We start from the raw sequence: 17,882 nt of genomic DNA on the forward strand, positions 1-17,882 counted from the left end.
AAAAAATCAGAAGGGATAAAAGGGCGGTTTTTTTCGGCACGTTGATTCAATAGTAGTCCTCAAGCCGGTGCGCATGCAGGTAATCCACAATGTTTTTAACCTGTTGGGCGCTTTCCCGGTTGCAGATCAGCAGGGCGTCTTCCGTATCGACCACAATCGTGTCGTGCATGCCTATCAGCACGACGAGTCGCTGGTTGGCGTCAATCAGGCATCTGCTCGAGTCGTTCAGAATCACGTTCCCATTGAGCGTATTACCCTGTTTGTCTTTTTTGCGAAGCGTATACACCGCTGCCCAGTCGCCGACGTCACTCCAACCGAATGAGGCGGGCACCACAAACACCTTGTCTGCCCGCTCCATGACCCCGTAATCGATCGAAATAGTGGGGCTTTTAGCATAAGCTTCCGAGACAGCCTTGGTTTCCTGTGCGGTACCGAGCGCATCCCGTACGGGTTCGAAGGCCCGAAAGACCTTGGGCAGATGGTGTTGTATAGCGTTCAGGATAGAATCGGCGCGCCACACAAAAATCCCGCTGTTCCAGAGAAAATCCCCCGAATCCAGAAAGCGTTCGGCGGTTTCGATGTCGGGTTTCTCGGCAAAGGTCCGGACAGGAAGGGCCTCCGGCGTTTTCAGGTCACGATCGACGTGCCCTTCGTATTGCACGTACCCGTATCCTGTCTCCGGATGGGTAGGTTCGATACCGATCGTAACGAGGGTATCCTTTTCTTTTGCCTTGCCGATAGCGGTGCGGAGCGCCTTGTGAAACCGCCTGGAGTTACGGATGACATGGTCGGCCGGCAAGGCGATCATGATGGCGTCGGGGTCCCGCGCAAGCAATTGTATGGCGGCAAGGGCAATGCATGGCCCCGTGTTGCGTCCGACAGGCTCGGCAAGGATGTTTTCCGCGGGAACGGTGGGAAGTTGTTCCTGTGTCTGATCGACGTACCGGCGGTGCGTGACGACAAAAACGTTCTCGTCCGGGATGATGCCTCGCAAGCGGGACATGGTGCTGCGGATCAGTGTATCTCCGCCGTGAATCGCCAGAAATTGCTTGGGATTGTTCTCGCGGCTTTGCGGCCAGAATCGACTACCGATTCCGCCCGCCATGATTACGGCATATGCCATATCCGGATGAAAGTGAGCTATGGAAGGAAGGGATAAGGAACCGCGTTAGCAGGTATTATGCGGGATTTTGGGAGCAAGTCGGGCTTCTGCGCATAATACCTGCAGCGTATGATGTTCCGGAATCAGGATGCCCAATTGGTAATGCACAGCAATCAATCGTTTGGATCATGTCTTTGAACGATGCTGGAGTTCCTGTTTTCGTCGCAGGCCACCGTGGTCTGGTCGGTTCGGCGGTTGTACGCCGTCTTCAGTCCGAGGGCTGTCACCGGTTGTTGCTGCGTACGCGCGACGAACTCGATTTGCTCGATCAAGAGGCTGTTGATGTGTTTTTCGAGCAGGAGCGCCCGGGCTTTGTGATACTTGCAGCCGCGGTGGTCGGCGGCATTCTGGCGAACGATCAATATCCCGCGGATTTTATCTCCGACAACATTGCCATTCAGTCGAATGTGATTCGTTCTGCACACAAATACGGCGTACGGCGGCTTGTTTTTCTTGGAAGTTCATGCATTTATCCGAAGCATGCCCCACAACCCATGCCCGAGAAATGCATACTGACGGGACCTCTTGAACCCACAAATCAATGGTACGCAGTGGCGAAAATCGCCGGCGCCAGAACATGCGAAGCGTATCGGAAGCAATACGGGGATGATTTCGTTACGTTAATGCCGACGAATTTATACGGCCCGAATGATAATTTCGATCCGGAGACGTCACACGTTCCGGCGGCTTTATTGCGAAGATTTCACGAGGCAAAGCGCGTTGGAGCCCCGGATGCGCCAGTGACGCTGTGGGGGACCGGGACGCCGCGCCGCGAATTCATGTATGTGGACGATCTGGCGGATGCGATTCTCTACGTATTGGGCCTGTCGGCGGACAAGTTGTATGCAACGGCAAGCGACGGCATGCTTAACGTAGGCGTTGGGGAGGATATCTCTATCACAGAATTGGCCGAAATCATCCGGGGCGTGGTGGGTAGCGAAAGCGCTATACGCTACGACCCGACCCGACCGGACGGTACGCCGCGTAAACTCATGGATGTTTCCCGGATGAAGAATCTTGGCTGGAGTGCCCGGACTCCTATACGGGAGGGGTTTTCGAAAACATATGCCTGGTATCTGGCCAATGAATTGAAAGAAGTGGAAGCGTGATTCGCATTAAGCACATACCCTGTTTATTTTTGCCGGTCCTTGTGTGTATGAGTAGTGCATGCGCCATGTCGGAAGAAGAGCCCGAGCCTCTTCCCGAGTTACGCGTTTGCGAAATAGGCGATCTGGTATGGAGCGACGAATTCGATGAGGACGGTCTCCCGAACGCCTCGAAGTGGCGCTATGACACAGGGGGCCACGGATGGGGCAATGAGGAATTACAGTATTACACCTCGGAGCGTTCGGAGAATGTCCGGGTCGAGGATGGCATCCTGATCATCGAGGCGCACAGGGAATCCTGGAGGGGCAGCGAGTACACTTCCACCCGTCTGCTTTCAAGGGCGGAATGGACCTACGGCCGGTTCGAGGCCCGCGCCATCCTGCCGTCCGGCAGGGGCACATGGCCCGCCATATGGATGCTGCCGGATCTGCAAAAATATGGAGGATGGCCCCGGGCCGGCGAGATTGACATCATGGAGCATGTGGGGTTTAACCCGGACCAGGTGCACTCCACGGTGCATACGGATGCATACAATCATACGAAGGGCACGCACCGGGGTGCGTCCATCGCAGTACCGACGGCCCGTTCGGAATTCAATGTGTATGCGGTGGAATGGACGCCGTCGGAGATACGCGGCTATGTCAATGAAACGCAGTATTTTACGTTTGCAAACGAGCGATTGACCAATTCGCAGGCCGATGATCGGCACTGGCCGTTCGATCACCCGTTCCATTTGATTTTCAACATTGCCGTGGGCGGTACCTGGGGTGGGCAGCAGGGGGTGGATCCCGACATTTGGCCCCAGCGTCTGCAGGTCGATTATGTGCGCGTGTACGGATGCGAATCCTGATGCACATGTTCCGGTTTTTCGTTCCCCCTACGTTTTTATGCACAACTTTGCTATCACCGGCGTGGCCGGTTATATCGCCCCACGGCATTTGAAAGCCATTAAGGACACGGGCAACCATTTACTGGCCGCCATCGATCCGCACGATTCAGCGGGTATCCTTGATCGGTATTTTCCGGACGCTGCTTTTTTTACCGAGATAGAGCGATTCGATCGTCATCTCGAAAAACTTCGGCGGGAAAAGGAATCCCGGCAACTGCATTACCTCTCCATCTGCTCACCGAACCATTTGCATGATGCGCATATTCGTCTTGCCTTGCGGCTGGGCGCCAACGCACTCTGCGAAAAGCCGCTTGTTCTGAAGCCGTCCAATCTGGATTATTTGCAGAAATTCGAAGAAGAACATCCCGGAACGGTGTATACCGTACTTCAATTGCGCCTGCATCCGGATATTCTGGCCTTGCGTGCACGGCTGCAACAGCAAACGAATCGGCGGCACAGTGTACGCCTTACCTATGTTACTTCACGCGGCATCTGGTATCGGTATTCATGGAAAGGAGATGACGAAAAGTCCGGGGGCATCGCGATGAACATCGGGATTCATTTTTTCGATTTGCTGATGTGGTTGTTCGGCGAGGTTGAAGGGCACCGCATTCACGTTATGGAAGCACAGCGCGCCGGTGGCCTGATGGCGCTGAAGAACGCGGATGTGCAGTGGTTTCTGTCGATAGACGAGCGTGATATACCGGATGAGGTCAGGGGCCTGCAGCGAACGTACCGGTCCATTGAGGTCGATGGGAAAGAGATTGAGTTTTCCAACCGATTCGATGATCTGCATACGCGTGTGTACGAAGAGACGCTTGCAGGGCACGGTTTCCGGATTGCAGACATTCGACCTGCGATCGAGTTGGTGGACGCCATCCGTTTGGTCGAGCCCGTAAAGATATTTTCGGGGGATGCACACCCGATGTCTATCGGGTTCAAATCGTCGGAATCACGAGAACGAGTACGCCATACGCGGTAAACGTAGTGAAACTTGGAGTCATCGGTACGGGGTATGTGGGCCTGGTAACAGGCACGTGTTTCGCAGAGATGGGCAACGACGTCATTTGTGTCGATGTCGATGCGCAGAAGGTGGCGCAGCTCCGCGCAGGGCGCATTACGATTTTCGAACCCGGTCTGGAGATCTTTTTTGAACGGAACATTCGCGAGGGGCGTCTTCGCTTTACGCTGGATCTTGAGGAGGCGGTGTACGGATGCGACGTGATTTTTATGGCCCTCCCGACTCCTCCGAATGAAGACGGCTCCGCTGACCTTTCCTATGTGCTCGGCGTAGCGGCCGATATCGCCGTATTGCTTCGCAAGGCTTCTCCCCGCGCGTATAAGATCATTGTGAACAAGAGCACGGTGCCGGTCGGGACGGCGGATCGTACACGAGAGACCCTTATAGATGGAGGATTGGCTCCCGGCCTGGATTTCGATGTGGTGTCGAACCCGGAGTTTTTGCGCGAAGGCGCTGCGGTGGAGGATTTCATGAAGCCTGATCGTGTGGTGATCGGTACATCGTCCCCCAAGGCGGCCGAGACGCTGGTTCTGATCTACGAGCCTTTCGTGCGTCAGGGCAATCCCATTATGGTGATGGATGAACGTTCGGCGGAACTGACGAAATATGCGGCAAATGCTTTTCTTGCGACCAAGATCACGTTTATGAATGAAATTGCGAATCTGTGCGAGCGGGTTGGCGCCAACGTCGATCATATTCGTGCCGGGATTGGTGCGGACAACCGCATCGGGAAGCACTTTTTGTATGCTGGAATCGGGTTCGGGGGAAGTTGTTTTCCCAAGGACATTCACGCGTTACGTCATACTGCGGAAGAACATTCGTATGATTTTCGCATCTTGCGCGCAGTGACCCAGGTAAATGAGCGCCAGCGTGGAATCCCCGCAGAGCTCGTGCACACGTATTTTGCAAAAGATAAGGATGGACCACCCTCGTCAGGAGAAGCGCTTGCCGGCCGGACGATCGCAGTCTGGGGGCTTTCGTTCAAACCGAATACCGACGATGTGCGCGAGGCGCCATCGCATGTAGTGATTCGAAAACTGCTTGCCGACGGCGCGCATGTTCGGGCATTCGATCCGGAAGCTATAGATGCCGCCCGGCAAAGCCTGGGCGATGCTGTGGAGTACTCGCGGGATATGTACGAGGTGCTTCTGGGCGCCGATGCACTTGTCGTGTGTACCGAATGGCACGAGTTCAGGCGCCCCGATTTCGAAAGAATGAAGGAATGCATGAAGCAACCGGTCATTTTCGATGGCCGCAACGTCTACGACCCGAAACGCATGGCGGAAATCGGATTCGATTATTTTAGCGTAGGCAGGCCGCATGTTCCGGTCCGGGATGCAGCCGTCCGGAATGTTTCATGACGAGCGGGGCCCCGCCGGCTTTCACTTTCCAGTACCAAGCCACAACGTATGTCTACAGTGAAAAAAGCTCTTATCACGGGCGTTACCGGACAGGACGGCGCGTATCTTGCCGAATTGCTCCTTGAGAAGGGGTACGAGGTGCACGGCCTCCGGCGACGCCTCAGTCGTCCCAATACGCAGCGAATAGATCACTTGATCAGCGATACGTCCACGCAGTCCGGGGGATTGATTCTGCACCATGGGGATATGGCGGATTCGACGCGGCTTACCCATATCGTTCGTTCGGTGCAGCCGGACGAGGTTTATAACCTTGCCGCACAGAGCCATGTACAGGTGAGCTTTGAAACGCCGGAATACACCACGGACGTGGATGCACTGGGGACGCTGCGTTTGCTCGAAGCGATTCGCCTGCTTGGGATGGGGGACCGTGTCCGGTTCTACCAGGCGTCCACCTCTGAACTTTTCGGCCAGGTGGCTGAAATGCCCCAGAACGAGAACACGCCGTTTCATCCTCGCAGTCCCTATGGGGTTTCCAAGTTGTATGCCTATTGGATCACCGTGAATTACCGGGAGGCCTATGGAATGTATGCATGCAACGGCATCCTGTTTAACCATGAGAGCCCGCGGCGCGGCGCGATGTTCGTGACTCGTAAGGTCACGCAAGCGGCGGCGCGGATTGCGCTCGGCCTTGACGACCGGCTGTATCTCGGCAATCTGGAGGCTCGTCGGGATTGGGGGCATGCGAAAGACTATGTGGACGCAATCTGGCGCATTCTTCAGCAGGATGAACCGGAAGACTTTGTGGTGGCCACGGGTAAGGTTCATACAGTGCGGCAGGTGTGTGAAATGGCCTTTGGTTACACGGGTATCGACCTTCATTGGGAAGGGGAGGGCGTGGAAGAAAAAGGATACGACAGAAAGACCGGCGCTTTGATCGTGGAAGTCGATCCGCATTTCTTCCGTCCTGCCGAAGTCCATCTTTTGCAGGGGGACGCCTCCAAAGCGCGCAAAAAGCTGGGATGGGTCCCCCGCTACTCGATACAGGAGATGATTGAGGAGATGGTGGAGCATGACCTTGCGTTGGTGCGCAAGAATCAGGGAAGTACTGTGGAACAGAGCGGGTAAAAGGCGCATCGTTTTTTGCGCTGCTGCACGTATGTCCTGATCACCGGTTTAAAGCATGGGCCATTATCTCGTAACAGGCGCTGCCGGGTTTATTGCATCGAAAGTGGTCGAGTTACTGCTCGACGATGGGCATACGGTTACAGGGCTCGATAATCTCAACGATGTGTACGACGTGCGTTTGAAACAATGGCGGCTGCAACGCCTGTGTTGCCCGGCATTCGATTTTCGCGAACTGGACATATGCGATCGGGAAGCGCTTCGGGAGCAGGTGTTTGAGGGGGCATCTTTTGATGCGGTGATCAATCTGGCTGCACGGGCAGGCGTCAGACAGTCCGTTGCGGATCCCCATCTGTATATACAGACCAATGTGGAGGGGGCGCTGACGTTATTGGAGTGTTGCAGGACGTTCGGCGTTGGGAAATTTGTGCAGGCCTCGACATCCGCCGTGTACGGCGCCGCGACGAAAGCGCCTTGCCGGGAAAACCAGCCGACGGATCAGCTTTTGTCTCCTTATGCCGCTTCGAAAAAGGCAGCGGAGGCCCTGTGCCATACCTATCATTGTCTGCACGACATGGATATCACCGTCTTGCGGTATTTTACAGTGTATGGACCGGCCGGTCGACCGGATATGGCACCCCTTCGTTTTGTTCGATGGATTGCGGAGGAACAGCCCCTGACCGTTTACGGAGACGGCAGGCAGTCGCGGGATTTTACGTACGTCGACGATGCGGCCCGGGGTACTATTCTGGCTCTTGGGAAGGTGGGATACGAAGTGTTCAACCTCGGTTCCGACCAGCCGGTCGTAATCCTGGATGTTATTCATATGTTTGAGGAGCTTCTGGGCAAGAAGGCCCATCTTGTTTTTGCAGCCCGGCACAAAGCCGATGTGCCCGCTACCTGGGCGAACATCTCCAAAGCGGGCGCCCTGCTGGGATGGACTCCGCAGATTGATTTTTCGGAGGGGGCAGGTCGTTTGGCCGCGTGGTATACCGAGCACCGAGACTGGGTGCGGACGATCCGGATGGATTAGTGTCCTGCGAGGACATTGCTTATGCCGGCTACCGTATTCCTCGTTCGTTTCACGTTATTGTAACACGGTATGGATAACCAGGCATCGAATGCGGAAACGCCCCATTCCGACGCGCCGTTTTTTACAGGCGTTGCCCGTGAACTGGCGGAAAAAATTTCCTCAAAAGAGGCAATTATCGGCGTTGCAGGCTTGGGCTATGTGGGGCTTCCGCTCGCGGTCGAATTCGCCGGGCGCGGATTCCGGACGATCGGTATCGACCTGAACCCTGAGCGCGCGCGCCGGATTGCCGCTGGAAATCATTTGATGGAAGGGGTTGCCGGGGAGGTATTGCACAGGGTTATTCGGGAAGGAATGTTAGAGGTGTGTACCGATTTCTCGAGAGCCGGTGAAGCGGATGTCGTGTTTATCTGTGTGCCTACGCCGATCACTACCGAAAAAAATCCCGAAATGCGGCATATCGAGTCGGCGGCGGGCGCCTTGGGACAGCGCCTTCGTCCGGGACAGTTGATCGTGTTGAAAAGCACTACGTATCCCGGAACCACCGAAGAATTGGTACAGCCCTTGCTGGAGCAGCGGAGTAAAGAGGCGGTCGGGGCGGATGATTTTGTCGCAGGCCGCAATTATTTCCTGGCGTTTTCTCCCGAACGAATCGATCCGGGCAACACGCAATTCACCACGGCGAACACCCCGGTCGTGGTGGGAGGGGTTACCCGGACCTGCACGCAACTGGCTGTGCTGGCCATGGAGCAGGTGTGCGAACAGGTGCACCCGGTTTCTTCGCCCGGAGTGGCCGAGATGGAGAAATTGCTGGAAAATATCTTTCGCTCCGTCAACATCGCGCTCCTGAACGAGTTGGCGCAATTGTGTGATCGGATGGGCGACATTTCGATCTGGGAAGTGGTAGAAGCGGCTGCCACCAAACCCTTCGGATTCTTGCCTTTTTTCCCCGGCCCCGGTCTGGGCGGGCATTGTATTCCCGTGGATCCGCATTACCTGTCCTGGTTGGCAAGACGCCATGACTTCGAAACGTCCTTTATCACGCTTTCGGCAAGGATCAACGAGACGATGCCGCATTATGTCATGGAGGCGATAATGCGGGCTATTTCCGGACAGCCTGTACAGTTGCCCGATGCCAGGGTGCTTGTGCTTGGCGTGGCGTTCAAGCGGAATGTTTCGGACACCAGGCACTCGCCGGCGCTCCGCATTATGGAATTATTGTCCCGGCGCGGCGTGACGCACCTTGCCTATAGTGATCCGTATGTTCCGGAACTTGAGGTACCCGGCACAGGGCTTCAGCTGAGATCCGTTACACTTACCGAAAAGATGCTCCAGTCGTTCGATGTGGTTGTCATCGTCACGGATCACAGTGCATTTCCTTATGCGGATATCGCCGAACAGGCCCGGTGCATTGTGGATACGCGGAACGCCCTGAAGGATATTGTTTGCGACCGGGAGAAAATCATGTTACTGGGAGGAGGGGATTTTTAGCGGCGTCTCCGGTTATTTCCAGCAGCGAAAATCGTTCGAAAGAAATTTCGAGGCAGGGGTTATATCTGTGCAGAATGGGTGTCTATGAGCAGAATCAGCGGTCTTATGACCTGTGGCCATGACTGCTATTGCTGCCTCATTTGACACGGCGCGTATCGGAGATGTCGCGCATCATCCATCATGCCTGTTCCCATCGTTTTATTTTCTTTTTTCTGGCTGCTGTTGCCCTTCGCCGCCGGATACGCCCAGACGACCGCTTTTGAAGAGGATTTTACCGGGGCGATCCCGCCAGACGGTCCGACCGGGTGGACTCTGGGGAGTGGCTGGAAGACCGGTACGACGAGTTCCTCTTCCGATGCAGGGGGTTCAGGGGGAAATAACCTGGAGCATAGGGGCTCGATCGCTGCGAACGCTGTGACGCCAGGCTTCAGCCTGGGCGGAGCCGGGCTTGCTTCGCTAACGTATTTGATTCGCCGGACCCGTACCTATGATCGCGCCAATCTGCGTGTAACGGCCTCCATCGATGGCGGGGTCACGTTTCCGATCGTCGTGCTGGGGGCGGGGACTGCTCTGCCGGCGGCAACAGGGGATTACCGCGATATTTCTGTACCGTTGCCGTCTTCTGTCCTCGATCAATCCAGTGTAATGCTGCGTTTCGAAGGGCTCGGGGGGGCGGGTAGTTCCGCCAATATCCGTATTGACGATATAAGCGTGATAGCATACGCCACGACCGGTATCGCCAGCGGTACCTTGCAATTCAGCGAAGGGAGCGGAAGCCTTATATCCGGATCCGGAGGTCACACCATAGATGTACCGCTCTCGCTTGATCTGACAGCGCTGCCTGGTGTAAAGGGCATCCAGTTCGATGTGCGCTGGCTGCTTGATCAGCTGCGTCTCGGGGATATCGTGCGGGGCGACGCGGTGTCCGACAACGTGTCCTGGACTTTGCGATACGATGCATCGGGAAGCGTCCTCAGGGTTGTGTTGCTGGGGCAAGGGTTTGCCGCCTTGTCATCGGGACGATATGATCCTCTTCTTACGCTGCAACTCCGTGCCGATGCGGTAACTGTTTCCCGGAACGATACGCTTGTCTTGTCGAATGCGGTGGGAGCGCAAGCGTTATCGGATGGCGCCGATGCGGGTATAGTGGTCGGAGCCGCAAAATATGCGCTCACCGTGCGCCCTCCGGTGCCCGTTTTCAGTGTTTCTTCATCGGCTTTCGATGTGGGCGATGTTCATGTGGGAGCGTCTGATAGCGTGCTGGTTCGGGTGAAGAACACTGCCGATCAAGCGGATCTGCAGCTGACGAACACAACGAGCGATAATCCGCTTTTTACGGTGCGTCCGCGTTCCGGTACCGTGGCGCCAGGAGACAGCATGGATGTGTATGCGAGGTTCTCTCCATCGAGTACGGCTTTTGGGCGACAGCAGACCAGGATTTTTTTCGCACATAACGGGGATAATTCCCCGTCCAGTGTATCGGTAACCGGAAAGGGCCGCGGTGGCCGCGGCGACGCCGAGGGTGACGGCTCGGTTGATGTCATGGACATTGTGCATGCCATCGACTTCGTACTGGCGCGGCTGGGGGCCACGCCTGTGCAAGTGGCCGCCGTGGACCTCTTTCCGTTTCCTGCAGGAGATGGCGCACTCGACGTACGCGACCTGACCGTGCTGTCGCAAGCAATTGCGCGGGGTCAGTGGCCCGATAACGTGTTGCTTCCGGTGGACACTGTACCGGCAGGTAAAACAGGACACGCCATAGCGCACATGGAACGTATTAACGAGGGGGAAGACAGGTATGTGCTAAGGCTGCAATACGACACCCCGATGCGGGGCTTTCAGTTTATTGCTTCCTCTCCGGCGCCGGGCGCCTCGGTGTATACTTCTACCGACAGCAGGGTCGTGCTGGAAAGTGGTTATGACGAGATGAGGGGGGAGGTCCGTATCGTGGGGTATGTTGCGGACGGGGAGGCGCTGGAGGCCGGAGTGATGGATATTGTTCTGTCGAGTCCGGTGGATTCGCCGCGTTACGCTACTCTGATTGACAAGGCCCGCGACCGGATCGCGGTCCGGGAACGTCCCCCTACATTACTACCCCCCGTTGACTCCAATCCGGATATGGCTGCACAGCCGCCGTATCCTAATCCATTTTATGCCTGTAGTGACAGAGTGCGTATTCCCTCATTATCTCCTGGCACAGAAGCAGAGATCTTCGATATGCTTGGCAGGCGTGTCTTCCGTGCGCGCACTGAACATTCCGGATTTGAATGGGACGGGTGTGATGCGTACGGACAGGGAGTTGCGCCCGGTCTTTATATTGTTCGCCTGAAGTTTGAAGACAAGACCCGGACCTGGAGGATTATGGCGCTTCGATGAGCAAGCAACATATTGGGTGTAATTGTCCCCCATTGTGTTCCCGCCTGCTTTCATTGTAAAACGACAGTGCCAAACGACAAAATTAGGCAGCAGGTAGTGAAACTATGCTTAACGATGCTTAACTACTGGGACTATGTGGGACAACGTGGGACAAGATCCGGCTTTTAGCCAGGATTTTGTTTACGCAAACACTTCCCTGGGGCCCGCCACGTCCCTTAGGGTGAGTGTGTAAAGCCGCCGAAAAACTGCAGTTTGAAGGTAAATCAGGGCATACGTGCCAGTCTTTTTGCCCAATGCGCTAATTCGCATGCCCCTTTCAGCTTGCAAGCCGCTTCTGTACGCTCCTTACAGCTTGCCTTCATCTCTTCCGGATTTTCAATGTATGCGGCAGACACGGCCGTGGGTGCTTAACCTCAGCGGCGCGGGAAGCAGGGTGAATAATTAATTAGTATTTAAACCAAAAACGGCCCCAAAACCCAAAAATCGCAAAAATAACCAACATCTGCCGAAGGTATGCCGAAGTTCTGCCGCCGCCTCGTGCGCCATAACGGCACGCAGGGTATCCGGGGAGCGCTTGGCCTCCGGCCTCGGTCGATGCGAACTCAACGTGGTTTATAGGCGGCAGGACCTGCCGGACCGCCCGCCATCCGCTCTTTTCCTCCCGCATGTCTACCGCGCCGGGCGGTTCTTCCCACGCATCACCGATATAACCGATCAGATAAAGCATTTCTGCTGCGCACTTTCTTCGCCCCGGAGTTGATGCTGTAAGGGGTGTGGTGTATCATCGTGACCCCTCGAGCAAGAGCGATTTCCCTCGAGGGGTCAAGTAATGCGCGAGGTCTATCTGGACGAGGTAACCCCCTTTCCGATCATGCCTGAATTATCAGCCGGACATTGGGTAACGGGACGCGAGATTGCGGGCCTTCCGGGAGCGCCGGGCGGACACTATGACGTTTCGCGCTGGGCCTACCGCCACGGCGTTGCGCGGCGCAAGCGACGAGGCCGAGGCGGCGGCTACGAATACGCTGTCGGCACAATGCCGGCAGAGACGCAAAAGGCCTTGCAGAGCGCCCCTATATATGACGAGTCCTTTTCAGGCGACGGGGCGCCTGGCGAGCCGCCCGCAGCAGAGCCGCTGTCGATGGGGCCGGTAAAAACAGCCCGCCTGGATATTCTCGCCGCACTAACGCGCTGGGAGTTGAATGGTTATCCTACGCTGACCGAGGCGCGCCGCCGTTTTGTTGCGGCGTACCGGCGCCGCGAGGCGGGTGTTTGGGAGAACACGTACGTCTCTATACCGGACATTTCCATCCGCTCGCTCTACCGCTGGCGCAAGGATATGCAGGGCGAAAAAGCCAAAGGTTGCGCAGGCAGACCTTCCGGGCTTACTCCTTATATAATGGACGCAGTGCTCACGCAGCTCTACGCGGGCGGCTCATCGGCTACGATCACGAATATTCATGCGGCTCTTTCGGCACGCTATGGCGATGAGGTGCCGAGCCTTCGTTCGCTCCAGCGCTCTATACGCCAGTGGCGCGAAAAACATAAGCAGGCGGCAACCTACCTCGACAGCCCCGAGAAGTGGCGCTCGAAGCATCAGGTCGCCTTCGGACGTATGGACGAGGGTGTAACAAGAATCAACCAGATATGGGAGCTTGACTCTACGATAGCGGACGTGGCGCTTCGTGCGCCATCGGGCGAGATGCGCCTTCGCCGCTACGCGCTCGTGGGCGTCATCGACGTATGGAGCCGCCGCGTCATGTACCAGCTTGCGCCGGTAAGCTCATCGGCTGCAATTACACAGCTTCTTCGGCGGGCACTCTTGCAGTGGGGCGTGCCGGAAAAACTTCGCCTTGACAACGGGCGCGACTACACCTCGGAGCGGGTGGCTCTTCTTGCTACAGCGCTCGCTATCCGTATCGAGCATTGCCGCCCGTTTCATCCGGAAGAAAAACCGTTCATCGAGCGGGCTTTCCGTACGGTGAGCACAGCGATGGAGATGCTGCCCGGCTATGTAGGCCATTCGGTTGCAGAGCGCCAGGAGTTACGGGCAAGGGAGAAGGCGCGAGCCCGCGTGGGCGATGCGAAGGTAGACCTTGGCCCACAGGCCCTCTCGCCCGCCGAAATGCAGGCGTGGCTCGACAATTGGGCGGAGAACGACTACGGCCGCCGTACGCACGGCTCGCTCGGCTCTTCGCCCTGGGAGCGGGCCAATTCATGGAAGGGCGCCGTGCGCCGCATTGAAGATGAGAGGGTGCTTGATGTGCTCTACGAACCTGTATCGAGGGGCGGCATGCGGACCGTCCTAAAGCGCGGCATACAAATAGACCACCGCTGGTACGTGGCTCCCGAGTTGGGTGCGCACGTAGGCGAGCGGGTAAGATGCTACCGAGATTTTGACGACGAGGCCCGCATCTGTGTCTACGGAGACGATAAGTGGATATGCTGGGCGGTGGATGCCGAGGGTGCCGAGAGGAAAGAGATCGCCGCAGAGGCCAAGTCGGTGCAGCGTAAGGCTCTGCGCACGGAGCTTGAAAAAATCCGCAGTGCACGGCGGAGGACCAGCGCCGCAGCCGCCTGGCAGGAGATCGCAGTAGCCAGGGCCGAGGAGGCGGAAAAGATCAAGGCGCTCCCTGAGCTCGCCGAGGCGCACACGACGGCCATGACAAGGGCGGCAGAAGAGGCCGCACGTGCAAAAGAAGAAACTCTTCCCGCCCTCGCCGCCGCAACGGACGAGAAGACGGAGAGACATATAGAGGAGCTACGCGCCCGGCGGCTTGGCGAGGAAAAGAAGAACAGGCACACCAGACCAGCCATATGGCGCGACGAACAGCACCGTTACGAATACTGCCGCATGATGGTGCGCGAGGGGCAAGAGCGTGATCTGGTCTATGATGACCTACCCTTCATTGCCGGGTACGAGAAGGGCTACCGTGTGAAGGGTCCCATCAGGTGGCGCTTCGGCGAGAAGGCAGGAAAAACAGCCGCCGAGATACTCCGGAGTGCAGAAATACCTTACCCCATCAAAATGGCAAGATGAGAATTTTCTTCCTGGGCATATACAAACCACAGGCGCGGCTCCATCGGATGTTTACGCGCAAACATTTTTTTGGGAAACCGCAAAAAAGCGAGGGCGGGTGCCTCGGTCGCACCCGCCCTCTTATGTGCCTCTTAAGTTACGGATCGCCGCAGAGTGCGGCGACCACTTAACCAACTCAATATACTATGCGCAAGAAAATAGTCGAAACCTCAAATATCTCTTCCCTGATTCGGGCGCTTGAATCCCTGTCAGCCCGCGGCGCGGGCGAAGAGGGTATGGCGCTCTTTTACGGCCCGCCCGGAGCGGGCAAGACAACGGCGCTCGCCTACGCACAACTGCGCACCCAGGCAACGATGCTCAGGGCCCGCTCTACCTGGTCGATCACATCGATGCTCGGTCAGCTCCTGCGCGAGCTGGGCCTCTCCGAGACAGGCAGCCGCGACACCCGTCTCGATCGCATCATCGAGCACCTGTCGCTACACCCGCGGCCTATTCTCGTCGACGAAGTAGACTACGCCCTGCGCCGCCCCGAACTGCTCGATGTGTTTAGAGACGTGTACGATTTGTCGAAGGTGCCGGTCGTGTTCGTGGGGATGCAGGATGCTCCGCGCATCCTGCGCTCGCACCCCCGGCTTCTTCGCCACCGGCGGCGTGTAACGCGCTGGGTGGAGGCGGGGCCGCTGGCGCTCAATGAGCTGAAGCGCGTAGCCGAGGAGCTATGCGAGGTGGCCGTAGGTGAGCGCCTGCTTGGGCGCCTTCACAAGGAGAGCTGGGGCAACATGGGCTTGGCGGTCGTGGGACTCGGCGTGATAGAACGCGTGGGCAAGAGCAACGGCGAACCCCGCGTCAGCGAATCCATGATGCAGGATGTATCCCTTCTTGGAGGCTAAGCCTTGTACACGGCCATAAACTATGAGGGGCGGGTAGAGACTTGGCGGCGCATGGTGTGTCTTGGGACATTTAGGCCGGAGGCCTTCTCGCGTACCGGGTGGTGGATGCTGCGGGATCTCCAGAAGAGCGGCTACATCGATGTTACGCCTTTGGGCTGGCGCATTGCGAGGGGTACGGTGGGCATGCCCAGGGAGGTGGACCCGGCACATTGGTGGCAGAGAGCCGCTTGGTGCGCACTCAGGTGGTATCCCGACGGCGTCTGTCAGGATCACCTGCATATGCTCACTGAGCCGTCTACCGGTGTGACGGCAGCCGAACTTCGCGCCTGGCTGAGGCTTTGCGTACTCACAGGCGTGGTTGAGACGTGGCACGTCAAGAAACCCAGATGGCGCAGATACTACCGGTGCTTTCGCATGAACGACCCTGAGCCGCCCCACCGGTTCGAGCTCGCCCGACAGATCATAGGGCACGACCTACGGGCGGCGCCGGAGTTTACAGGCGAATCCGGAGAACGTGTAAAATGCAGACTATTGCTACTTCAATTCGTCGAAGAACTCGGCAGCATAGTGCAGGCCAGCCATATCATGGGCCATGACCGCAGCACGTTACACTATCTGCGCTGCGCCTTTGAGACTGGTGGGGTAGCCGCCCTCGCGGAGAAGAAACGCAGTTCGAAAAGGCCACCTAAAACCGCCTTGGCTGCGGAGGTTGAGTTGCAGCTACTGGCACTTTGCCTGGAGCATCCCACCTGGGGCGTCCAGCGCATTGCGGGCGAGTTGCGACTTAGGGGCCTTAAAGTGGGTCCCACGAGCGTGCGCAGGATCTGGCTCAGGCACAATCTTGAGCGTCGCCATAAGCGGCTCTTGCGGTTGGAAAAGGAGGCACAAAAAGGGACGGTCATGCTAAGCGACGAGCAGGTGCGGCTGCTCGCTGGCCTTCGCCAGACGTCTATGCCTTGAAGATGCCTGTCTCCGCCTCCGACCTGATTTACGGATGCGGGCTGCTCTTCTGCGAGGCCCTCGGAAGAAAAAATGCCGCCTTCGTTCCAATGGAGTAAAAACGGGGCGCCTGATCACACGCCGGAGAGCGGGTTTTAATCTCTCCCCTGCCGAAGCATGAGGAGATGTCAGATGTTTGCGCGCAAACATGTTTCAGTAATCCCGGTGAGCATAGCCCCTGCGCCTCAGCCCGCACAGGAGCCGGAATCCATTACAGGAAGGTCGATGACTGTACGGATCGCCTCCCCCACAAAGGGACTTATATCGAATAGTGCCGAAGCGGTAGAACGTGGGACTACGTGGGATAGAGCGGGGCCGTGCGGGACAGGTTATTGTTGACCGACTACCGGATGCCGCTGTTTCGCCCGTTCTTGATCCAGAAACACACCCCACGCCTTTCCTTTCCCATCGTTGCGGAAACGCTTGGCCTTACTGACTATTGGCCCGGCGGCAGCAAACGCCCCGCCATCGTGATCCTTCTTGCAACTACTTACGTTGTTTGGAACGCGGCTTTCCATTAGCGATGGCGACATATCCACACTAAAATTAAACGGATTAACCCCCGACCACTATGGAATACACACACTAATAGAATTAACCTAAGGGTGAATTTCCGAGTCGCGTTTCTCAGGGAAGTATCCCTGACAGTCTCAGTAAGTGCAATGACAATGAAGATGTTTAGCCGCCCGGAAGCGGCGTTTTCGGTTGCGATAGCTGCTCTTTTTCTTACGGTCTTTGCTCCAAAGGGAGCGCAGGCGCAAATAACCTGTCCCTACACGCAGCCAGCTTCGCCAACAGATGAGGACCACCTGAGAACGCTTTATTGCGTTACTGACGGCAATAACTGGGCTGACACTACCGGTTGGGGTTACAGTGCTAACCTTAACGACTGGCACGCGGTCACCCTGGGCGGTGATAATAGAGTCGTGGCACTATGGCTCCAAAATAACCGGTTAAGCGGACCGATACCGCTTGAGTTGGGAAAAATGACCGGCATTGCGTGGCTATATCTCTACAATAACAGTCTGACCGGATCAATACCGACCGAACTGGGGGACATGACCAGCATGGTGCATCTGATCCTTGCCGCGAACCAGTTGAGCGGAGAAATACCCTCCTCCCTGGGAAATCCGCCTAATCTCCGGACGCTATACCTTTCCTATAACACCGGGCTGACCGGAGAGCTTCCGCTGAGTTTAATGAATCGGCCAATTACGGCGCTGGATATACGATGCACCGGCATTACCGTGCCGGACAATGCGGATTTTCGGAGATGGCTGGCCGGAATCGATACATTTCTCCACGGATGTGGGACTTCAACGGGAGGAGGCGAATCAGGTACCAATGACCCAGGCGGTCCCACCTCGGATTTTCTGACGTATAATTATCCTAAT

At 56.8% G+C, this 17,882-nt stretch carries 13 protein-coding genes; 12 read left to right on the forward strand and 1 reads right to left on the reverse strand.

The window, feature by feature from the left end; translation table 11 throughout:
• Positions 1 to 46 precede the first annotated feature (46 nt).
• On the reverse strand, positions 47 to 1,123 hold the full coding sequence (locus F4Y00_09730) for a mannose-1-phosphate guanylyltransferase (GenBank protein ID MYE05235.1): 1,077 nt from the start codon (positions 1,121 to 1,123) through the stop codon (positions 47 to 49).
• Between the two features lie 167 nt (positions 1,124 to 1,290).
• Between F4Y00_09730 and F4Y00_09735 the strand changes: the two genes are divergently transcribed.
• The 12 genes from F4Y00_09735 to F4Y00_09790 form a co-directional block, all read left to right on the forward strand.
• Positions 1,291 to 2,271 (forward strand): GDP-L-fucose synthase, encoded by a 981-nt coding sequence (locus tag F4Y00_09735; GenBank protein ID MYE05236.1) that lies wholly within the window; start codon positions 1,291 to 1,293, stop codon positions 2,269 to 2,271.
• Positions 2,272 to 2,318: 47 nt separating this feature from the next.
• Positions 2,319 to 3,119: a glycoside hydrolase family 16 protein gene (locus F4Y00_09740; GenBank protein MYE05237.1), complete on the forward strand. Its 801-nt coding sequence runs from the start codon at positions 2,319 to 2,321 to the stop codon at positions 3,117 to 3,119.
• A gap of 37 nt (positions 3,120 to 3,156) precedes the next feature.
• The gene (locus tag F4Y00_09745; protein ID MYE05238.1) at positions 3,157 to 4,140 is read left to right on the forward strand and encodes a Gfo/Idh/MocA family oxidoreductase; all 984 of its coding nucleotides are present in this window, start codon (positions 3,157 to 3,159) and stop codon (positions 4,138 to 4,140) included.
• 5 nt (positions 4,141 to 4,145) lie between these two features.
• Positions 4,146 to 5,540, forward strand: a complete 1,395-nt coding sequence (locus F4Y00_09750; GenBank protein ID MYE05239.1) for a UDP-glucose/GDP-mannose dehydrogenase family protein — start codon at positions 4,146 to 4,148, stop codon at positions 5,538 to 5,540.
• Positions 5,541 to 5,588: 48 nt separating this feature from the next.
• Complete coding sequence (gene gmd / locus F4Y00_09755) at positions 5,589 to 6,665, forward strand: GDP-mannose 4,6-dehydratase (GenBank protein MYE05240.1); 1,077 nt, start codon at positions 5,589 to 5,591, stop codon at positions 6,663 to 6,665.
• A gap of 55 nt (positions 6,666 to 6,720) precedes the next feature.
• Positions 6,721 to 7,695 (forward strand): NAD-dependent epimerase/dehydratase family protein, encoded by a 975-nt coding sequence (locus tag F4Y00_09760; GenBank protein ID MYE05241.1) that lies wholly within the window; start codon positions 6,721 to 6,723, stop codon positions 7,693 to 7,695.
• Between the two features lie 69 nt (positions 7,696 to 7,764).
• Positions 7,765 to 9,183: a nucleotide sugar dehydrogenase gene (locus tag F4Y00_09765; protein MYE05242.1), complete on the forward strand. Its 1,419-nt coding sequence runs from the start codon at positions 7,765 to 7,767 to the stop codon at positions 9,181 to 9,183.
• Positions 9,184 to 9,363: 180 nt separating this feature from the next.
• On the forward strand, positions 9,364 to 11,559 hold the full coding sequence (locus tag F4Y00_09770; protein MYE05243.1) for a T9SS type A sorting domain-containing protein: 2,196 nt from the start codon (positions 9,364 to 9,366) through the stop codon (positions 11,557 to 11,559).
• Positions 11,560 to 12,388: 829 nt separating this feature from the next.
• Positions 12,389 to 14,599, forward strand: a complete 2,211-nt coding sequence (locus F4Y00_09775) for a transposase (protein MYE05244.1) — start codon at positions 12,389 to 12,391, stop codon at positions 14,597 to 14,599.
• 185 nt (positions 14,600 to 14,784) lie between these two features.
• Positions 14,785 to 15,489 carry an ATP-binding protein gene (locus F4Y00_09780; protein MYE05245.1) on the forward strand — a complete coding sequence of 235 codons (705 nt, stop codon included), beginning with the start codon at positions 14,785 to 14,787 and terminating at the stop codon, positions 15,487 to 15,489.
• A gap of 3 nt (positions 15,490 to 15,492) precedes the next feature.
• Positions 15,493 to 16,449 carry a helix-turn-helix domain-containing protein gene (locus F4Y00_09785; GenBank protein MYE05246.1) on the forward strand — a complete coding sequence of 319 codons (957 nt, stop codon included), beginning with the start codon at positions 15,493 to 15,495 and terminating at the stop codon, positions 16,447 to 16,449.
• Between the two features lie 1,025 nt (positions 16,450 to 17,474).
• Positions 17,475 to 17,882: hypothetical protein (locus F4Y00_09790; GenBank protein ID MYE05247.1), on the forward strand; the 408-nt coding region annotated here is incomplete at its 3' end.

The sequence above is a fragment of the Bacteroidetes bacterium SB0662_bin_6 genome, assembly GCA_009839485.1.
Taxonomy (GTDB): Bacteria; Bacteroidota; Rhodothermia; order Rhodothermales; family VXPQ01; genus VXPQ01.